The organism is Ruegeria sp. B1, assembly GCF_056535885.1.
Genome location: NZ_JBQFJA010000001.1, coordinates 2,197,744 through 2,216,255 on the forward strand (window position 1 = coordinate 2,197,744; position 18,512 = coordinate 2,216,255).

At 58.2% G+C, this 18,512-nt stretch carries 18 protein-coding genes; 12 read left to right on the top strand and 6 right to left on the bottom strand.

The genetic code is table 11. The features are described 5' to 3' along the window. Positions 1–360: 360 nt before the first annotated feature. Positions 361–549 carry a hypothetical protein gene (locus tag ACR3ES_RS10870; protein ID WP_170437201.1) on the top strand — a complete coding sequence of 63 codons (189 nt, stop codon included), beginning with the start codon at positions 361–363 and terminating at the stop codon, positions 547–549. On the opposite strand, the gene ACR3ES_RS10875 is transcribed toward ACR3ES_RS10870, so the two are convergent. Further along, positions 550–1,308 carry an alpha/beta fold hydrolase gene (locus ACR3ES_RS10875; RefSeq protein WP_170437205.1) on the bottom strand — a complete coding sequence of 253 codons (759 nt, stop codon included), beginning with the start codon at positions 1,306–1,308 and terminating at the stop codon, positions 550–552. 92 nt (positions 1,309–1,400) lie between these two features. Here ACR3ES_RS10875 and ACR3ES_RS10880 point away from each other — a divergent pair, with 92 nt between their 5' ends. The 4 genes from ACR3ES_RS10880 to ACR3ES_RS10895 all read left to right on the top strand — a co-directional run bounded on the left by ACR3ES_RS10880 (position 1,401) and on the right by ACR3ES_RS10895 (position 3,520). After that, complete coding sequence (locus tag ACR3ES_RS10880; RefSeq protein ID WP_170437199.1) at positions 1,401–1,775, top strand: hypothetical protein; 375 nt, start codon at positions 1,401–1,403, stop codon at positions 1,773–1,775. A 55-nt stretch (positions 1,776–1,830) separates the two neighbouring features. Then, positions 1,831–2,421 carry a TetR/AcrR family transcriptional regulator gene (locus ACR3ES_RS10885; RefSeq protein ID WP_170437197.1) on the top strand — a complete coding sequence of 197 codons (591 nt, stop codon included), beginning with the start codon at positions 1,831–1,833 and terminating at the stop codon, positions 2,419–2,421. A gap of 92 nt (positions 2,422–2,513) precedes the next feature. Beyond that, entirely contained in the window at positions 2,514–3,197 is a 684-nt protein-coding gene (locus tag ACR3ES_RS10890; protein WP_170437194.1) for a PspA/IM30 family protein, read from the top strand. A 38-nt stretch (positions 3,198–3,235) separates the two neighbouring features. Then, a complete protein-coding gene (locus tag ACR3ES_RS10895) occupies positions 3,236–3,520 on the top strand; it encodes a hypothetical protein (protein WP_170437193.1) in 285 nt (94 codons plus the stop codon). A gap of 129 nt (positions 3,521–3,649) precedes the next feature. Here the strand turns inward: ACR3ES_RS10895 and glyA are convergent, their stop codons facing one another. Further along, positions 3,650–4,945, bottom strand: coding sequence for a serine hydroxymethyltransferase (gene glyA, locus ACR3ES_RS10900; protein ID WP_170437191.1), 1,296 nt, complete (start codon positions 4,943–4,945; stop codon positions 3,650–3,652). Between the two features lie 166 nt (positions 4,946–5,111). Between glyA and ACR3ES_RS10905 the strand changes: the two genes are divergently transcribed. Further along, positions 5,112–5,873 carry an NAD kinase gene (locus tag ACR3ES_RS10905; RefSeq protein ID WP_170437188.1) on the top strand — a complete coding sequence of 254 codons (762 nt, stop codon included), beginning with the start codon at positions 5,112–5,114 and terminating at the stop codon, positions 5,871–5,873. A gap of 265 nt (positions 5,874–6,138) precedes the next feature. Here ACR3ES_RS10905 and ACR3ES_RS10910 read toward each other — a convergent pair whose 3' ends face one another. The 4 genes from ACR3ES_RS10910 to ACR3ES_RS10925 all read right to left on the bottom strand — a co-directional run bounded on the left by ACR3ES_RS10910 (position 6,139) and on the right by ACR3ES_RS10925 (position 12,489). After that, positions 6,139–7,578 carry an amidase family protein gene (locus tag ACR3ES_RS10910; RefSeq protein WP_170437186.1) on the bottom strand — a complete coding sequence of 480 codons (1,440 nt, stop codon included), beginning with the start codon at positions 7,576–7,578 and terminating at the stop codon, positions 6,139–6,141. 83 nt (positions 7,579–7,661) lie between these two features. Continuing rightward, positions 7,662–9,551 carry a propionate-CoA ligase PrpE gene (gene prpE, locus ACR3ES_RS10915; RefSeq protein WP_170437184.1) on the bottom strand — a complete coding sequence of 630 codons (1,890 nt, stop codon included), beginning with the start codon at positions 9,549–9,551 and terminating at the stop codon, positions 7,662–7,664. A 231-nt stretch (positions 9,552–9,782) separates the two neighbouring features. Beyond that, a complete protein-coding gene (locus tag ACR3ES_RS10920) occupies positions 9,783–10,172 on the bottom strand; it encodes a GFA family protein (protein WP_170437182.1) in 390 nt (129 codons plus the stop codon). 43 nt (positions 10,173–10,215) lie between these two features. Continuing rightward, a complete protein-coding gene (locus tag ACR3ES_RS10925; RefSeq protein WP_170437180.1) occupies positions 10,216–12,489 on the bottom strand; it encodes an NADP-dependent malic enzyme in 2,274 nt (757 codons plus the stop codon). A gap of 298 nt (positions 12,490–12,787) precedes the next feature. Here ACR3ES_RS10925 and ACR3ES_RS10930 point away from each other — a divergent pair, with 298 nt between their 5' ends. The 6 genes from ACR3ES_RS10930 to upp all read left to right on the top strand — a co-directional run bounded on the left by ACR3ES_RS10930 (position 12,788) and on the right by upp (position 18,507). After that, positions 12,788–13,891, top strand: coding sequence for a cupin domain-containing protein (locus ACR3ES_RS10930; protein ID WP_170437178.1), 1,104 nt, complete (start codon positions 12,788–12,790; stop codon positions 13,889–13,891). Positions 13,892–13,982: 91 nt separating this feature from the next. Further along, entirely contained in the window at positions 13,983–14,375 is a 393-nt protein-coding gene (locus ACR3ES_RS10935; RefSeq protein WP_170437176.1) for a cytidine deaminase, read from the top strand. A gap of 4 nt (positions 14,376–14,379) precedes the next feature. Then, entirely contained in the window at positions 14,380–15,687 is a 1,308-nt protein-coding gene (locus ACR3ES_RS10940) for a thymidine phosphorylase (protein WP_170437203.1), read from the top strand. Next, a complete protein-coding gene (locus ACR3ES_RS10945; protein WP_170437174.1) occupies positions 15,684–16,895 on the top strand; it encodes a phosphopentomutase in 1,212 nt (403 codons plus the stop codon). Before ACR3ES_RS10940 ends, ACR3ES_RS10945 begins: the two co-directional genes overlap by 4 nt. Continuing rightward, the gene (locus tag ACR3ES_RS10950) at positions 16,892–17,878 is read left to right on the top strand and encodes an adenosine deaminase (RefSeq protein WP_170437172.1); all 987 of its coding nucleotides are present in this window, start codon (positions 16,892–16,894) and stop codon (positions 17,876–17,878) included. The genes ACR3ES_RS10945 and ACR3ES_RS10950 overlap by 4 nt, the downstream gene beginning before the upstream one ends. Further along, the gene (upp, locus tag ACR3ES_RS10955) at positions 17,875–18,507 is read left to right on the top strand and encodes a uracil phosphoribosyltransferase (protein WP_170437170.1); all 633 of its coding nucleotides are present in this window, start codon (positions 17,875–17,877) and stop codon (positions 18,505–18,507) included. Before ACR3ES_RS10950 ends, upp begins: the two co-directional genes overlap by 4 nt. The last annotated feature ends 5 nt before the right edge of the window (positions 18,508–18,512 follow it).

Here is an 18,512-nt window from a genome sequence, read left to right on the forward strand (position 1 = left end):
CCAACTCATATTCTCTTTGTTCCGAGCCCAGCGACCGTTCGGGAGTCTCTTTTGGAGAAATCGCACTGGGCCATTGACGCAAAGCTCGTCTGACACGCTGCACAGTGCAAAAGTATTGTAACTCGCTTAACTGGAAGACGGGCGGGCGTGGATGCTGACAAGGGTCACCGGCTTTGGCGGGCAGGCTAGTCAGGACTGCCGAAAGGTGCACAATCCTGGCGGTTTAGCCGGTTGGACCACAGGCGGGGTGAAATTGCCGATTCATAGAGACAGCGATTGTCCGATCTGACTCAAATCAAAGTTGACTGGGTTCAAGTTTCTTAGAATTGCGGTCAGTATTTAACAACAGGACGACTAGCTATGTTTCGCCTTGCCGCCATGCTGTACACCCTTATCGCATCCGCGTTGGCCGGATCGGCCGTGATTGCGGTGTTGTCCGCCGGACTGGTATCTGTCAATGCAATTGTTGCCGCAGCAGCGGCGGGCGCCGTCGTCGCTGCGCCGGTCTCATGGCTGGTGGCCAAGCGGCTCTATCAGGGCGATGCGTGATTAGGCGTTCAGAAACGCCCTAACGGCAGCTTCGAATTCCCGCGGTTTTTCGGCGTGCAGCCAGTGACCGGCGCCCGGGATTTTTGCGAATTTCGCCTTTGGAAACAGGGTGCGGATTTTGTTTCGGTGTTCTGGCAGGACGTAATCCGACGCCCCTCCGGACAAAAACAGCGCCGGTCCGTCCCAAACGGTATCGACATCCGGAAACCCCATGATTTTGGGCATTTCCTCTGCCAACACGTCCAGGTTCAAGAGCCAGCGCTGCCCTTTGACATCCAGCGATTGCGTGAAAAAGCTCTGCAAGGTGCGGTCGACGCCCTGCTCGGCCAATTGCTGTTCCGCATCTGATCGCCGTGTGACTTGCGACATGTCCACCGCGCGCATTGCATCGATGAACGGCATCTGACTGTGGCCATAGGTCACCGGTGCAATGTCGGCCACAATCAGCTTGTGGACCAGAGGGCCATGTTTCAGCGCCAGAACCATCGCAGCCTTGCCGCCCATCGAATGCCCCACAACATCAGCGGAGCCACCAAGGCTGTCGATCACTTCCGCAAGATCAGCGGCCAAATCGAAGTAGTTGTGGTTGGCGTCCCACTTACTGTGGGCGTGATTGCGCATATCCACTGCCACAACCTGCCGGTCATCGGATAGCCGCTTTGCTATGACACCCCAGTTGCGGGCCGAGCCATAAAGACCATGGGCAATGAGGAGAGGCGGTTTTGAGGCCGGATCGCCATGTACAATCGTATTCAGCATATTTGCGTGATACCCGGCAGGGCAGGGGACGACCAGCCCCATTGTCGACTGCTGTCGGGGCAGATACATTGCCAGGTCAGGAGGCGCATCGCATGTCGCAGGACACAGACATTCATACCCGGATCACCCAGACGATCCTGTTGCTGCGCGCCAAGTTGGGCGTCCGCGACAAAACCCTGTTGGCCTCAGTCAAACGCGCAAAACGCCGATTGCCGCGTCGCATCTACAAGCAGGCCCTGATTCTGGCCGGTGCCGAGCAGATGGCGGCGCACCCCAAGCTGCGGCAGGTTCTGGATTCACCGAAACTGCAGCACGCAGCAGAAGAAGTTCAGACCCACTTGAGCAGCATCAATCTGGCAGATCGGCGCTGGGGCTGGTTTCTGGGCATGCTGGGCGGCCTGGCTTTCAACATGCTGGCGTTTTCATGCCTGTTGCTGGTCTTTCTTTTGTGGCGTGGCTTGATCTGACCACAACTTCTGCCTTATGCGCTGAACCGTGAACGCGGTTCAGGTAAAACAGAGTATGGCGACAAAATCCCAGATACGGCGCGCGCAGTTGCGCGAGAAACTGATCGAGTCTGCCGAAACCAGGATCGATCGGGATGGATTAGCCGAACTGAGGGCGCGGGATCTTGCAAAGGATGCGGGCTGTGCTTTGGGCGCGATCTACAACGTGTTCGACGATTTGAATGCAATCGTGATGGCGGTCAACGGACGCACATTTCAGCGCCTTGGACAGACAGTCGGGGATTCGTTTGATGGCAGCGAACCTGCGGTAGAACGCCTTATCGTCATGAGCACCGCATATCTGAACTTTGCAGATGAAGAAACGAACCTGTGGCGGGCCCTGTTTGATCTGAATATGGCGGATGATGGTCCTGTGCCCGACTGGTATCGTGAGGCTTTGAGAGGTCTGTTTGCCTATATTGCCGAGCCGGTGGGTGAGCTGTTCCCGGAATTGGACCGTGTCGAGTTGGACCTGATGACACGTGCGCTGTTTTCCTCGGTGCACGGGATTGTAACCTTGGGTCTGGAAAACCGCATCTCAGGCGTTCCACCGGAACAGATTGAACGGATGATTTCTCAGGTTCTTTCACGAATTGGAAACAGTTAGTTTCCTGAACGTCGTTCACAAAATATCTTGAACACCGTTCAGGCGTTTGCTATATCCAATTTGTGAACATCGTTCAATAATTGGAGAGGCATATGTTCGGTACCTTGAAGACCTTGATAAGTGGCTCGAATGCCCGTGCAGAAGACTGCCTGCGCGACATCTATTCCAACGAACTAATTGATGAAAAAATCAGAGAGGCAGAACAGAATCTGAAGGCGGCCAAGTTGACACTCGCCAGTCTGATCCAAAAGCAGCGCAACGAAAGTCGTCAGATCGACGGGTTGCAAAGCCGCGTAGACGATCTGATGGAGCGCGCCAGGCAGGCTCTGGCGGATGACCGCAAGGACATGGCTGAAAGCGCGGCTCAGGCAGTGGCGGATATGGAGAACGAACTGGCGCTTCGGGTGCAGACTGTCGAACGGCTCGAGACGCGTATCCTGCAGCTGCGCCAATCAGTTCAGGCCGCAAGTCGCCGTATTCTCGATCTCAAGCAGGGTGCTATTTCCGCACGGGCGGTCCGCCGCGAGCAAGGTTTGCAAAAACGCCTGAACCGCCACCTGGCCGGTGACAGCCCGATCGACGAGGCCGAGGCTTTGATCGATCGTGTGATGCAGCAGGACGATCCATTTGAACAGTCGGAAATCCTGCGTGACATTGATGCCGGGCTGGATCACTCGACCATCGCCGCCCGGATGGAAGACGCGGGATACGGGCCCAAAACCCGCACATCTGCCGGCGACGTATTGAACCGCCTCAAGGCGGGTTCCGAAGACTGAGACCATTCAATTCCAACTTTAAAAACAGGAGACTTGAAATGAACAATCGTAATGAAAACAACCTGATCCTTATGCTGAACGGTGCCGGGGTTGCCGTGGCGTATGTCTTGCTGGGGTTCTCGCTGTATTTGTCCACCGATGTGCCCCTTGCCACAAAAGGATACTGGGGTATGGGCGTTGTCCTGCTGACGCTGAGCCTGATCAATGTGGTGAAATACCGTTTCGACACCCGTTCGGCCGAAGACCGGATCAACCGAATCGAAGAAGCCCGTAATGAAAAACTGCTCGAGGACGTACTGAAAGATCCCACATCCGAGGTCTGACATCACCCTTACTGCGAACAGTGCTCAGCCGGACGCTTTCAGCGCAGCTGCTATCCGCACGAAACAGGGCAAGTGAGCATTGATCACAAGAACGGCACCCACACTGTGCCGTTCTTTTTGTTTTGCGGCTTACAGGTTGGGGTAAATTGGGAAGCGGGCGCAGAGGTCTGCGACTTCGGCCTTGACCTTGGCTTCGACCGCAGCGTTGCCGTCTTCGCCATGGGCGGCCAAACCATCGACCACTTCGATGATCCAATCGGCGATCTGGCGGAACTCGACCTCGCCGAATCCGCGGGTGGTGCCGGCGGGAGACCCCAGACGAATACCGCTGGTGATCGTCGGCTTTTCCGGATCAAACGGCACGCCGTTCTTGTTGCAGGTGATATGCGCGCGGCCCAAAGCCTTCTCGGTCGCATTGCCTTTGACGCCTTTAGGACGCAGATCGACCAGCACCACATGGGTGTCGGTGCCGTGGGTCACCGTGTCCAAACCGCCCTTGATCAGCTGATCCGACAACGCCTGCGCGTTGGTGACGACCTGCTGGATGTAGTTTTTGAACTCGGGGCGCAGCGCCTCGCCAAAAGCCACGGCCTTGGCCGCGATCACATGCATCAGCGGGCCGCCCTGAATGCCGGGGAAGATCGCCGAGTTCACTTTCTTAGCGATATCTTCATCATTGGTCAGGATCATACCGCCACGCGGGCCGCGCAGGGTCTTGTGCGTGGTGGTGGTCGCCACATGGGCGTATGGGAAGGGCGAGGGGTGCTCGCCTGCGGCCACCAGACCGGCGAAATGTGCCATGTCCACGTGCAGGTAGGCCCCGACCATGTCGGCTATCTCGCGCATGCGGGCAAAGTCGATCTGGCGCGGGATGGCCGAGCCACCGGCGATGATCAGCTTGGGCTGATGCTCTTTCGCCAACGCCTCGACTTGATCGTAGTCGAGCATGTTGTCTTCCTTGCGCACGCCGTATTGCACTGCGTTGAACCACTTGCCCGACTGGTTCGGGCGCGCGCCGTGGGTCAGGTGACCACCGGCGTCCAGCGACATGCCCAAAATGGTGTCACCGGGCTGGATCAGCGCCTGGAACACACCCTGGTTGGCCTGAGAGCCGGAATTGGGCTGCACGTTGGCGAAGTCACAGCCAAACAGCTCTTTGGCGCGCTCGATGGCCAGATTCTCGGCGATATCGACGAACTGGCAGCCGCCATAGTAGCGACGACCGGGATAGCCTTCGGCGTATTTGTTCGTCATCACCGAGCCCTGCGCCTCCATCACGGCGGCAGAGACGATGTTCTCAGACGCGATCAGCTCGATCTCATCGCGCTGACGGCCCAGCTCGGACGTGATCGACGCGTAAATCTCAGGATCGCGATCAGCCAGAGACTGGGTGAAAAAACCGGTGTCACGAAGATTGGCGTTCATGGTGGCTCCAGATAGCAGGGGTTACATGGCGGATTTCCTATCGGAAACACTGTGGATGCAAAAGGCTTAAAGCGACGAATTGGCCAACTGTGGCGTCAAGTCTGGCCTAATGGGGAAAGGTATGTTTGTTTCGGAACCAAATGCGCAGCACCGGAAACCGGAATAGATGATCAAGAGAATCGCTTTTGTCGCCAGCGATGTCAAAGTGGCGCAAACCGCTCGGGACGCCCTGATTGCGCGATACGGCAATGCCGCGCCCCGCGACGCGGATGTCGTCGTAGCGCTGGGCGGGGACGGGTTCATGCTGCACACGTTGCAGAACATGCAGCACCTGGACACACCGGTCTATGGAATGAATCGCGGGACCATCGGGTTTCTAATGAACGAGTTCCACGAAACTGACCTGATGGATCGGCTTGGCGCGGCTGAGGAAGAGGTCATCAACCCGCTGGCCATGCGTGCGATGGATCAGGCCGGCAAATTGCACGAAGCGCTGGCGATCAACGAAGTCTCGCTGCTGCGCGCTGGACCGCAAGCTGCACGACTGAAGATCAGTGTTGATGGTCGGCTGCGCATGTCAGAGCTTGTCTGCGATGGCGCCTTGCTGTCCACGCCAGCCGGATCAACCGCTTACAACTATTCGGCTCATGGCCCAATTCTGCCGATCGGGGCGGACGTTCTGGCCCTGACGGCGATCGCGGCGTTTCGTCCAAGGCGGTGGCGCGGGGCGTTGCTGCCCAAGATCGCCAATGTGCGTTTCGACGTGTTGGACGCGGATAAAAGACCGGTCATCGTTGCCGCCGATTCCGTGTCTTTCCCCGATGTCGACTGGGTTGAAATCCGTTCGGAACCCGCCATCACTCATCGCATTCTGTTCGATCCCGGACACGGGTTGGAGGAACGGCTCATATCCGAACAATTCACTTAGAAAGTGTCTGTGCGGAGTTAATTTCGCCTAATGTGAACCAGTTCACAGGCGGTTCATTAACTTTTGGCTAGCCTGATCTTGCCCGGAGAACACGCCAAGGTGGAAGTGAGTGGCCACCAGACGGCGTTTTCGAATGATTGCGCAGATTTCGCGCTGGCGAGGGTGGGTGGTGCTACGCTCGTCATCAGAAATCCGGGCATATTTTAGCAGTTGGACCCCGGGCACAATAACCCGGGGTCTATTTATTATGTCCGGACCGGAAGTCTCAGCCGGTCGCGCCCATATGCTCCCACAAGGGAAAGCACATCTGTCCGACGTGCGCCTCGATAGCTGCAGCTGCGTCTACGGCCAAATCCTCTCGCCAGCGCCGGGCAGCGATCTGTACGTTGATCGGCTGCGGACCCAGCGGCAGATCCGCCAGGCGGGCCGGGACGCAAGCCGCAGGCAGACCCAGAAAGTTCATCGCATAGGAGTATACGGCGCAGCCCAGAACCTCGTGTACGCCTTCCACCCCTTCGGTGTCGCGGTCGGGTTTGAAAAACGGTTGCGGCAAAAACGGGGACAGAACCAAGGGATAGTCTTGCATAAAAACCGACCATTCGCGTGCATAGTGGCTGCGTTTGGCCAGCATGCGGATCAGTTCGGTTTCAACGATTGGCGGGAACTCTTGAAAGTAGACGTCAAAGATGTCCCGTATGGTTTGCGATCCAGCGGCCTCGATATCTGACTTCATCAGGGTCAGAACCTCGCCCATCAGCGCCCGATATCCGATGCGGCCGGATTCAAACACATCTGGCGGCTCTACCTCTTCCACTAGGTATCCGGCGTCCACCAACGCATCGCGCGCTGTGTCCAGCGCTTTTTCGACGTCGGGGTGCAGGGCGTAGCCAAATGTGTTCTTGGTGAATGCAACTTTCACTGGACCCTCCAGCGCGGCACCGCGCCATGGCAGCGGTGTGTGGAACGGATCGCGTGGGTCCGCCGCGATCAGGCTGGGCATCGACAGATGCAGGTCTGCAACAGAACGGGCAATCACGCCCTGCACGGACATGGATTGCGCCAGCAAACCGCGCTCGGACTGTTGGCTTGGGTTCCAGGCGGGCACGCGGCCAAGCCCGGGTTTCACCGTAACTGCGCCATTTGCCGCTGCAGGAAACCTCAGACTGCCGCCGATGTCGTTGCCGTGCCCAAGAGCGCCAATACCAGCCATCACCGCCGCGCCAGCCCCGCCAGAGGATCCACCGGCGGAAATGTGGCGACCCCAGGGATTATGCGTGCGTCCATAAAGCGGATTATCCGTGTCTGCGCGAAACGAGAATTCAGGCGTGTTGGTGCGTCCTATGACGATGGCACCGGCGTTGTGCAGGTTTCTGACGACGGGCGCGTCGTCGGGTGCGATCACATCTTTCAGGGCGACAACGCCGTTTGTCGTCGCGTGCCCCTTCTGGTCCACATTGACCTTTATCGTGACCGGAACACCGTGCAACGGTCCGGTTGGCGCACCCTGAGCGCGGGCCTTGTCCAGACTGCGCGCACGATCCAAAGCCTCGGTGCTCAGATCTTCGACCACCGCGTTCAGCTCCGGGTTCGCCTGTTGCATCCGATTGACCGCGGCTCGCACAGCTTCTTCGGCGCTGACATCTCCTGCGCGGGTCAGGGCGGTGAGTTCGGTGGCGTCGAGACGCCAGAGTTCGTTTTGTGTCATGGGCCCTCTCTGTCTCATTGCGACAGTAGGGGGCCTGTTCCGGGTTGCAAGTCAAAGACAGCTGGGTTGCTGCAGTCGATCGGTTACTGAGCGTATCCAATCGATTGCAGCGCCGTCTTGATCTCATCCAGAATGACGGGGTCGTCGATGGTCGCAGGCATTTTGTACTCTTTGCCATCCGCAATCGACACCATGGTTCCCCGAAGAATCTTGCCCGAACGGGTCTTGGGCAGTCGATCCACGACAACCGCGAGTTTGAAGGCGGCAACCGGTCCGATCTTTTCCCGCACCATCTTGACGACCTCCTGCGCGACCTCGCCGGTGTCTCGGGCTGCGCCTGCGTTCAGACACAGGAAACCAACCGGCATCTGCCCTTTGAGCTGATCCGACACACCAATCACGGCGCATTCGGCGACATCGGGATGCGCGGCCAGAACCTCTTCCATGCCACCGGTGGACAGGCGGTGGCCTGCAACGTTGATGACATCGTCGGTCCGCGCCATGATGTAGAGATACCCATCCTCATCGATCATGCCAGCGTCACCGGTCTCGTAGTAGCCGGGAAAGTGTTCGAGGTAAGACTTCTTGAAGCGCGCCTCAGCATTCCAAAGCGTGGGCAAGGTACCGGGAGGCAGCGGCAGTTTGACCGCGATTGCCCCCAGCTCACCCGGTTTCATCGGATGGCCACCTTCATCCAGAATCTGAACATCGTAGCCTGGCATCGGTCTTGCCGGCGAGCCCAGTTTAACCGGCAGTTCCTCGATACCCAGTGGGTTTCCGGCGATGGTCCAACCTGTTTCCGTCTGCCACCAATGGTCGATCACCGGAACCTTCAGCGCGTTTTGCGCCCACACGATAGTGTCGGGATCAGCACGTTCACCGGCCAGAAACAGCGCGCGCAACCCTGACAGGTCGTATTTCGAGAGCATCTCGCCTTTGGGATCCTCGCGTTTGACGGCGCGGATCGCGGTAGGGGCGGTGAAAAAGCTCTTGACCTTATGCTCGGAAATCACCCGCCAGAAGGTGCCCGCATCGGGCGTACCGACGGGTTTGCCTTCGAACACGATGGTGGTGTTGCCGTGGATAAGGGGTGCGTAGCAGATGTAAGAGTGGCCGACGACCCACCCAACGTCCGAGGCCGCCCAGAACACGTCGCCCGGGTCGACATTATAGATGTTCTTCATCGACCAGTTCAGAGCAACCAGATGACCCGCTGTTGGCCGGACAACGCCTTTCGGCGCGCCGGTCGTACCCGAAGTGTACAGGATATAGGCCGGATCGTTGCCTGCGACGGGCACGCACTCTGCCGGTTCGACGCCGTATTGGAACCCGTGCCAGTTGACGTCGCGGCCTTCGACTAGCTTGGCAACCTCTTGTTCCCGTTGGAAGATGACGCAGAACTCTGGCTTGTGATCGGCCATTTCAATGGCGCCATCCAGCAGGGGTTTGTAATGCACCACCCGGCCCGGTTCCATCCCGCAGGAGGCTGCGATGATCGCCTTGGGTTTTGCATCGTCGATGCGCACAGCCAGTTCGTTGCTTGCAAACCCGCCAAATACAACCGAGTGGACAGCGCCCAGACGCGCGCAGGCCAGCATCGCCTCTAACGCTTCGGGGATCATTGGCATGTAGATAATGACCCGGTCGCCTTTTTCTATGCCTTGGGCGCGCAATGCCCCGGCCAGTGTCGCGACGCGGTTGCGCAATTCCACGTATGAAATCTCGCGCTTGGTGTGGGTGATCGGGCTGTCGTAGATGATGGCCGTCTGTTCGCCGCGTCCATTCTCGACATGACGGTCAACCGCATTCCAGCAGGTATTGACCTGAGCGTCCGAAAACCACTCATACAGCGGCGCATTGTCGTCAAACAGAGCTTTGCTAGGCGGTTTGATCCAGTCGACCCCTTTGGCAGCATCCATCCAGAACGCCTCGGGGTCGGTTTTCCAGCTTTCATAAACGTCTTGATATGCCATTTCGTCCTACTCCCAAAGCCGTCCGCAAGTTGTTAGGCCCCTCGGCTGCCTCGAACAAGCGGCTGAAATGACGGCGCGTCAGTTTATCGCTAAATATTTGCAATATCGTGCAATCTGCTCTGCTAATTTTTGCAAACCTCATTCTGTTTGGCCGCTTATTTGCAGCAGCTTGGGTGTTTTGCAAACCTGCAAACCCAGTCGTGCAAAATCGCTGGCGCTAACAGATTCGCTTCAGCCAGCGCTCTTGGCATAGCGGGGCAGGATGTCCTGAATGCTCAGCCAGCGGATATGATCCGCATGAAAGACATGGAACCGGGGCGGCAGTGCGTTGGGGTCATCCAGCGTCGCGACATAAAGATGAATGTTCTTTGTATCCCGGGCATTCCGATATGCCATTTGAGTCCCGCAGGCGGCACAGAACAAACGCTCTACATCCTCTGACGACTGATAGATGCTTGGCGCCGCCCCCCGCCATTTCACCGAACGATGCGGCAATCCAAAAAAGGCGGTGACCGGTGATGCGCAATTGCGGCGGCAATCTGTGCAATGGCAGTAGCAACTCCACGCCACATCGCCATCGGATTCCCAGCGCACCGCATTGCAGTGGCAATGCCCCTTCATGCTGACCTCCCTGATTGGCGGCCAGCCGAAGCGACCACCTGCCTCAACCGTAATGCGCGACGGGCGTTCCGGCAATGGCGGCCATGTTCAGCAGACCGCGTGCAGTGATGGAAGGCGTCACGATATGCGCCTTGTTTCCCATACCCATCAGAATGGGACCCACCTCGATCCCGTCTGCTTTCATTTTGAGGACGTTTCGAACCCCGCTGGCGGCATCAGCATGTGCAAAGATCAAGACGTTTGCCGCACCCTTAAGACGCGAGGCAGGCAGGATTCGCGCCCTTAGGTCTTCGTCAAGCGCCGCATCCAGATTCATCTCACCCTCGTACACGAAATCGCGCGGTTTCTGATCCAGTATGTCTATGGCCGCGCGGAGGCGTTTGCCGGACCCTTCGGATTGGTTCCCGAATTGCGATTGGGAGCAGAATGCGATCTTGGGTTCCAACCCAAACCGGCGAACGTGGCGCGCGGCACCAATGGTGCTCTCGGCCAATTCTTCGGGTGTTGGCAGTTGGCGGACATGCGTATCCGCGATGAACAGGGGGCCATCGTCCAGAATCATCAACGACAACGCGCCATGCGGGCGCAGGTCGCCGTCATCCAGAACCTGTTCGACGTAGTTCAGGTGCCAGCGGTATTCGCCAAATGTGCCACAGATCAGACTATCGGCTTCCCCCCGATGAACCATAATGGCTCCGATCGCCGTCGTGTTTGTACGCATGATCGCCTTGGCCAAATCCGGCGTTACGCCGCGGCGCTGCATAATCTGATGATACGAACTCCAGTAATCATAGTACCGGGGATCGTTTTCCGGGTTTACGATCTGGCAGTCTTTTCCGGGCCGTATGTTCAGGCCGAGCTTTTCGCAGCGTGTTTCGATTACATCCGGCCGCCCGATCAAGATGGGCGTTTCTGTAGTCTCCTCCAATATGGCTTGTGCTGACCTCAGCACACGTTCGTCCTCGCCTTCCGCAAATACGATCCGGCGCGACGCGACGGCGGCGGCTTCAAACACGGGCCGCATGAGCAGGGCCGACTTGAAGACCGTCTGGTTGAGCTTTTCTTTGTAGGCTTCGAGATCGTCGATTGGCCGCTTGGCCACCCCGCTATCCATCGCGGCTTTGGCGACGGAGGACGAGACCACACCGACAAGACGCGGGTCAAAGGGTTTCGGGATCAGATAGTCCGGACCGAATGTCAGTTGCTCGCCCTTATACGCCGCAGCGGCCTCGGCGCTGGTCGTCGCGCGGGCCATTTCGGCGATACCGTCAACGCAGGCAATTTGCATTTCGTCGTTGATCTCGGTAGCACCGACGTCCAATGCACCGCGGAAGATAAAAGGAAAACACAGCACATTGTTGACCTGGTTCGGAAAATCGCTGCGTCCGGTGGCGATGATGGCATCTGGCGCAACTTCGCGTGCGGCCTGCGGCAGGATTTCTGGGGTTGGATTGGCGAGGGCAAATATGATCGGGCGCTTGGCCATTCGTTCAACCATCTCGGGCTTCAACACATTTGGCCCGCTAAGCCCCAGAAACAGATCGGCATCGCCAATCACATCGTCCAGCGTTCGCAGGTCCGATTTCTGAGCAAACTGATCTTTGTGTGGATTCATGTCCTCGGCGCGCCCCTCGTACACGAGGCCATGAATGTCGCACAGCCAGATATTTTCGCGCTTGACCCCCAGCTTGACCAGCATATTCAGGCAGGCAATCCCCGCCGCGCCACCGCCGGTTGATACAATCTTGATATCTTCAAACGATTTACCGGCCACATGCAGGGCGTTTTTTGCCGCCGCACCGACGACAATGGCTGTGCCATGCTGATCGTCATGAAAGACGGGTATGTTCATCCGCTCGCGACAGAGTTTTTCAACGACAAAACAGTCAGGTGCCTTGATGTCTTCAAGATTGATCGCACCGAAGGTCGGCTCTAGGGCGCAGACAATATCGGCCAGTTTTTCCGGATCCGGTTGATCGACTTCAATGTCAAAGCAGTCGATACCGGCGAACTTTTTGAAAAGAACAGCTTTACCTTCCATCACAGGCTTGGACGCCAGTGCGCCAATGTCCCCCAAACCCAAAACCGCAGTACCATTTGATACAACGGCCACCAGATTGCCGCGCGCGGTGTACCGTTCCGCGTTCGCGGGGTCGGCCTTGATTTCCAAACTGGCCTCGGCCACGCCGGGGGAATAAGCGCGGGCCAGATCACGCCCGTTGGCCATGGGCTTGGTCGCCTTGATCTCCAGCTTTCCGGGCTTTGGATAGGCGTGGTATTCCAGCGCGGCCTGTCGCAGGTTGGGTGTATCCGACATGAGCGGTTCAGCTCCCTTTCGAAATTTGATTTAGTATTAAACTATTTTTTTCAGCTTGGCCATGCTGCGGCATTTTTTTACGTGCTGGCGCAAGTCTGAAAGAGTTTGTGCAATTTACATCTATCAGGTTTCGATGGCTCATGAGGAGTGATGTTTAGGCGGCCCATCGACTGACTTAGTGAACCCACCATTAGGTGTTTGTCTGGCCGAGAAGAAATCTGAGCCGTGCGTTTTCGATTGGTAATTTTGCGTCCGTTCTGGTCGGATAGCGCAAATCGCAGAACTAAAGAGACAGTTTATGAGCCAGACGTCACCTGAAACAGCGACACGCGCCGAGATTCGCCTTCCAACGCAAGAGTTGCGAGATGATATCCCGTTTTACACTAAGGTGCTCGGGATGAAGATGGACATGATCTATCCCGCCGATGATCCCCGCGTCGCGGTGTTTTCCGGGCACGGGCTACGGTTGCGCGTCGAAAAAGACGCACCGGACGGGCCCGGAACGCTCAGAATCCTGACCGCCGACCCCGATGGTTTTGCGGATGGTCAGCGTAGGCTTTTTGCCCCAAATGGCACCCGCGTCGAAATAGAAGAGCTGGATCCGCCGCTTGTCATGCCGGAAACGGTGCATTCTTTTGTGGTGCGCAGGCTCAAGGATCAGGCGCCATGGATCATTGGGCGAGCAGGGATGCATTATCGCGATCTGGTGCCCGACAGGCTGGGCGGGTCCATCATCGCCAGCCATATCCGCATACCGGACGGGGGCCCGGTGCCAGATATGGTCCATTTCCACAAAGTCGGGTTCCAGTTGATCTTTTGCATCCATGGCTGGGTGGATGTGGTTTATGAGGATCAGGGGGAAAAAATGCGGTTGACCGCAGGAGACTGCTTTATCCAGCCGCCGGAAATCCGCCACCGTGTGTTGGAGGCATCCGACAATGTGCAAGTGATCGAGATCGGTGTGCCCGCCGAACATGTCACGGAAATCGACCATGACATGGAGTTGCCTACCCCATATCTCCGCCCGGATCGCGAATGGCAGGGCCAGCGCTTTGTTTACAATCAGGCCAAGGATGCGGAATGGGTGCCGTTCCGCTTGCCAGGTTATATTTGCCGGGACACAACGATTGCAGAAAACACCAGGGGTGTTGCCGGGGTGCAGGTCGTTCGACGAGGGCCGGGTGAACCGGTCTGGGCCAGCCACAACACCGACATCCATTTCTCGTTTGTAATGAACGGGGCCGTGACGCTGGAAGGCGAAGGGCGCGAGCCGTATAGGCTGGAGCAGGGCGACGCCTTTGTCATACCGCCGGGAATGCGCACACGCCTTGGCGATCCGTCCGAAGATGTAGAAATAATGGAGGTCACATTGCCGGGTACATTTGAAACGCAACTGGATTGACCGAAAATCTAACCGAGGGGCTTCAACTCCCTTCATAGTTTCTATTAGGGTACGTGTTTCTGACCAGACGATCAAAATTTGGGGAATCGCCATGTCGCTGAAAGACGCTGCGTTGTCTGTGCGCGAAAAAGCTTATGCGCCCTATTCCAACTTCAAGGTTGGCGCAGCGATCCGTTCTACATCCGGCAAGATCTACTCGGGATGCAATGTCGAGAATGTGGCGTATCCCGAGGGCACCTGCGCCGAGGCCGGAGCAATTGCCGCGATGGTGGCGGCAGGTGAACAGGAACTGGCCGAAGTCTATGTGGTTGCGTCAAGCCCACAGCCGGTGCCGCCTTGTGGCGGATGCCGGCAAAAGCTGGCCGAGTTTGGTAAACGCGACGTCAAGGTGACGTTGGCAACTGTCGACGGCGCTGAGTTGGAAACAAGTATCGGACAACTGCTGCCGGGCGCCTTCGACGCATCGCATATGGAAGATGTCTGACCGAATGGACGCCCGCTCGATCATTGCCAAGCTGCGCCAGCACGATGTGCCGACCCAACAGGAACTGGCATGGTTTGCGCAGGGGCTGGCCGACGGGAGTGTCAGCGACGCGCAGGCCGGAGCATTTGCCATGGCGGTTTGCATGGGCGGTCTGGGCGTGCGGGGGCGGGCCGATCTAACCGTCGCCATGCGGGACAGCGGCGAGGTTCTGAGTTGGGATCTGGATGGCCCGGTGATCGACAAGCACTCGACGGGCGGCGTGGGCGATTGTGTCAGTCTGGTGTTGGCGCCGGCGCTGGCAGAATGCGGCGCCTATGTTCCGATGATCTCCGGGCGGGGCCTGGGCCATACAGGGGGCACACTGGACAAGCTGGAGGCTATTCCGGGCGTGAGTACGCATATCAGCCAGGATCGGCTGGCACATATCCTGCGCGATACCGGTGCGGCCATCGTAGGGGCCACCAGCCAGATCGCGCCGGCCGACAAACGGCTCTATGCAATTCGGGATGTCACGGCAACGGTAGAAAGTCTGGACCTGATCACCGCGTCCATCCTGTCCAAGAAACTGGCTGCCAGCCCGGACGCCTTGGTTCTGGATGTAAAAGTCGGCAGCGGCGCGTTCATGAAAACCATCGAGGACGCCCGCAAGCTGGCGGTGGCTCTGACCGAGACCGCCAACACGGCAGGTTGCCGAACGTCAGCTGTGATTACCAACATGCACCAGCCATTGGCCCCCGCGCTGGGCAATGCGCTGGAAGTGGCCGAGGTGATGAAGGTTTTGACAGGTGCGCCAGACACATCGCTTGCCGAGATTTCGGCTGAACTGGGCGGTGTTCTGCTGTGTGATGCCGGAATGTGCGACACCATGGAACAAGGGCAGGCCAAGATTGCTGAGATCATCGCAGATGGTCGCGCGGCTGAGCGCTTTGGGCGTATGATGGCTGCAGTAGGCGGACCTGTGCGGCTTGTCGACACGTGGTCCAGGTTCCTTCCGGAGGCGAACGTGATCCACGAGGTGCCCGCGCCCAAGGATGGGTATGTGACGGCCATTGATGGAGAGGCCTTGGGCCTCGCCGTTGTTGCGCTGGGCGGCGGTCGCCAGGTGGAAAGCGATGAGATTGATCCCGCCGTTGGCCTGTCGCACATCCTGCGCCTTGGTGTGCGGGTGTCCAAAGGGGCTCCGCTGGCCATCGTTCATGCCGCCCGCGAAGATGCCGCTCAGCGAGCAGCGGCCGCGGTCACGGCAGCCATGACCATTGAGGGCACAACCGGTGCAGAGTTGGACCTCGTCCACGAAAGGATCACCGCGTGAGCCGGGCCTTTCTTGTCGTGATGGATTCCGTCGGCATCGGCGGTGCGCCGGATGCTGGTCAGTTCTTTAATGGGGAAACCCCGGATACCGGTGCAAACACGCTTGCACATATTGCGCAGGCCTGTGCGGCGGGTCGTGCCGAAGAAGACCGATCAGGTCCTTTGCATCTGCCTAATCTGGCGAGCCTCGGTCTGGGGTCGGCCGTACATCTGGCGTCGGGCGAAATGGCGCCGGCAGTAACGGAAGAGCCAAGCGGCCTTTGGGGGTGCGCGCGCGAGCATTCGCCGGGCAAGGACACACCATCAGGTCATTGGGAACTGGCCGGAGTGCCAGTGCCCTGGGACTGGTACTATTTCCCGGACACAGTGCCAGCATTTCCTGAAGACCTGAGCCAAGCCGCTGCCCAGGCTGCCGGAACAGATGGTATTCTTGGCAACTGCCATGCCTCTGGGACGGCGATTATTGCTGAGTTGGGGGCTGAACACATGCGATCCGGTTGGCCCATTTGCTACACGTCCGCAGATAGCGTGTTCCAGATCGCGGCCCATGAAGACAGCTTTGGTCTGGACCGCTTGTTCGCGATGTGCCGATCGCTCGCGCCGCAGCTGCACGACATGAAAGTGGGACGCGTCATCGCGCGACCGTTTGTTGGCACGCCCGAGGACGGGTTTACCAGAACCACAAATCGCAAGGATTTTGCCATTCAACCGCCGGCGCCGGTCTTGACCAAATGGGTGCAGGATGCCGGTCGTCGGGTCCACGCGGTAGGCAAAATCGGCGACATATTCTCGATGCAGGGGATCGATACGCTGCGCAAGGGGTCAGATGCGGAACTGATGCAGCATCTTTCGGACCTGATGGACAAAGCGGAAGACGGCAGTCTGACCTTTGCCAATTTTGTTGAGTTTGACAGCCTTTATGGTCATCGTCGCGACATCAGTGGCTATGCCCGCGCGTTGGAATGGTTTGACCGCGAAATCGGTGAGGTGCTGAAAAAACTGCGCCCTGGCGACCTGATGCTGTTAACGGCCGATCACGGTAACGATCCCAGTTGGACCGGCACAGACCACACCCGCGAACAGGTCCCGGTCCTGATTGCGGGCCGGGGCACGGGCCAGATCGGCCGGGTCAATTTCGCCGATGTGGGGGCCAGCATCGCCTACCACTTGGGCGTCCCGGCCCAGGGTCCGGGAAGGAATTTCTTATGAATGTCGCCGACCTCCCAAAGATCGAATTGCACCTGCATCACGAGGGTGCCGCGCCACCAGCCTTCATTCGCCAGTTGGCCCATGAAAAGCAGGTCGATCTGAGCGGCATTTTCAAGCCTGATGGATCTTATGACTTTCGCGATTTCGCGCATTTCCTGAGTGTTTATGAGGCGGCCTGTGAGGTGCTGAAGACGCCCGAGGACTTCCGCCGCCTCACACTGGCCATCCTCGAAGAAAGTGCCGAGAACGGGGTGGTTTACTCCGAGACGTTTCTGAGCCCGGATTTCTGTGGCGGAGGTGATTTACATGCCTGGAAAGATTACCTGAACGCCATTCGCGATGCAGCGGATGAGGCCGAAGACAAGTTTGGTATCACCTTGCGTGGCGTGGTCACATGTGTGCGCCATTTCGGGCCTGAACAGGCCAAACGGAGTGCCCATTGCGCGGCCGAGACGGCAGGCGATTGGGTGACAGGCTTTGGCATGGGCGGGAATGAGGCCGTTGGTGCCAAGGGCGATTTCAAATGGGCGTTTGACTGCGCGCGCGAAGCGGGCCTGCGATTGACCACCCATGCCGGAGAGTTTGGCGGACCCGAAAGTGTTCGTGACGCCATCCGCCATCTTGATGTGGAACGGATCGGCCATGGGGTGCGTGCCATCGAAGACCCGGATCTGGTGCGCGAATTGGTCGACCGAGACGTGACGCTGGAAGTCTGCCCCGGCTCGAACGTCGTCCTAGGTCTTTATCCCGATTTTGCGGCCCACCCGATCGCGCAACTGCGCGATGCGGGCGTCAATGTCACGGTTTCGACTGATGACCCTCCGTTTTTTCATACGACGATGCGGCGCGAGTATGAGATGCTCAGCCAGGCTTTCGGCTGGGATGCCAAGGATTTTGCGGCTTTAAACGAAACGGCGCTGAATGCTGCGTTCTGCGATGAGGAAACCCGCACGCGGGTGAGGACAAGACTGGAGACAACATGAGCGAACATCTGACCATCGTCGATCACCCGCTGGTGCAGCACAAATTGACGCTCATGCGGGACAAGGGCACTTCGACCGCCGTGTTTCGGCAATTGCTGCGCGAGATCACGCTGTTGCTGGCGTACGAAGTCACACGTGAAATGAAGTTGACAACCCGCCACATCGAAACCCCGATGGAGGAGATGGATGCGCCCATCCTGGCGGGTAAAAAGCTGGCGCTAGTTTCGATCCTGCGTGCGGGCAACGGCATGCTGGACGGCGTGCTGGAATTGATTCCATCTGCCCGCGTCGGGTTTGTCGGACTATATCGTGACGAGGAAACCCTGAAACCGGTTCAGTATTACTTCAAAGCTCCGGAGGGGTTGAAAGACCGGTTGGTGATCGCCGTCGATCCCATGCTGGCCACAGGCAACAGTTCGGCCGCTGCCATTGATCTGCTGAAAGAGGCTGGCGCCACCGATATCCGGTTTCTGTGTCTCTTGGCCGCCCCGGAGGGTGTGGAACGCATGAAAGAGGCCCATCCGGACGTGCACATTGTGACGGCCGCACTGGATCGTGAGTTAAACTCCAAAGGCTACATCATGCCGGGTCTGGGCGACGCGGGTGACCGCATGTTCGGAACAAAATAGCCTGA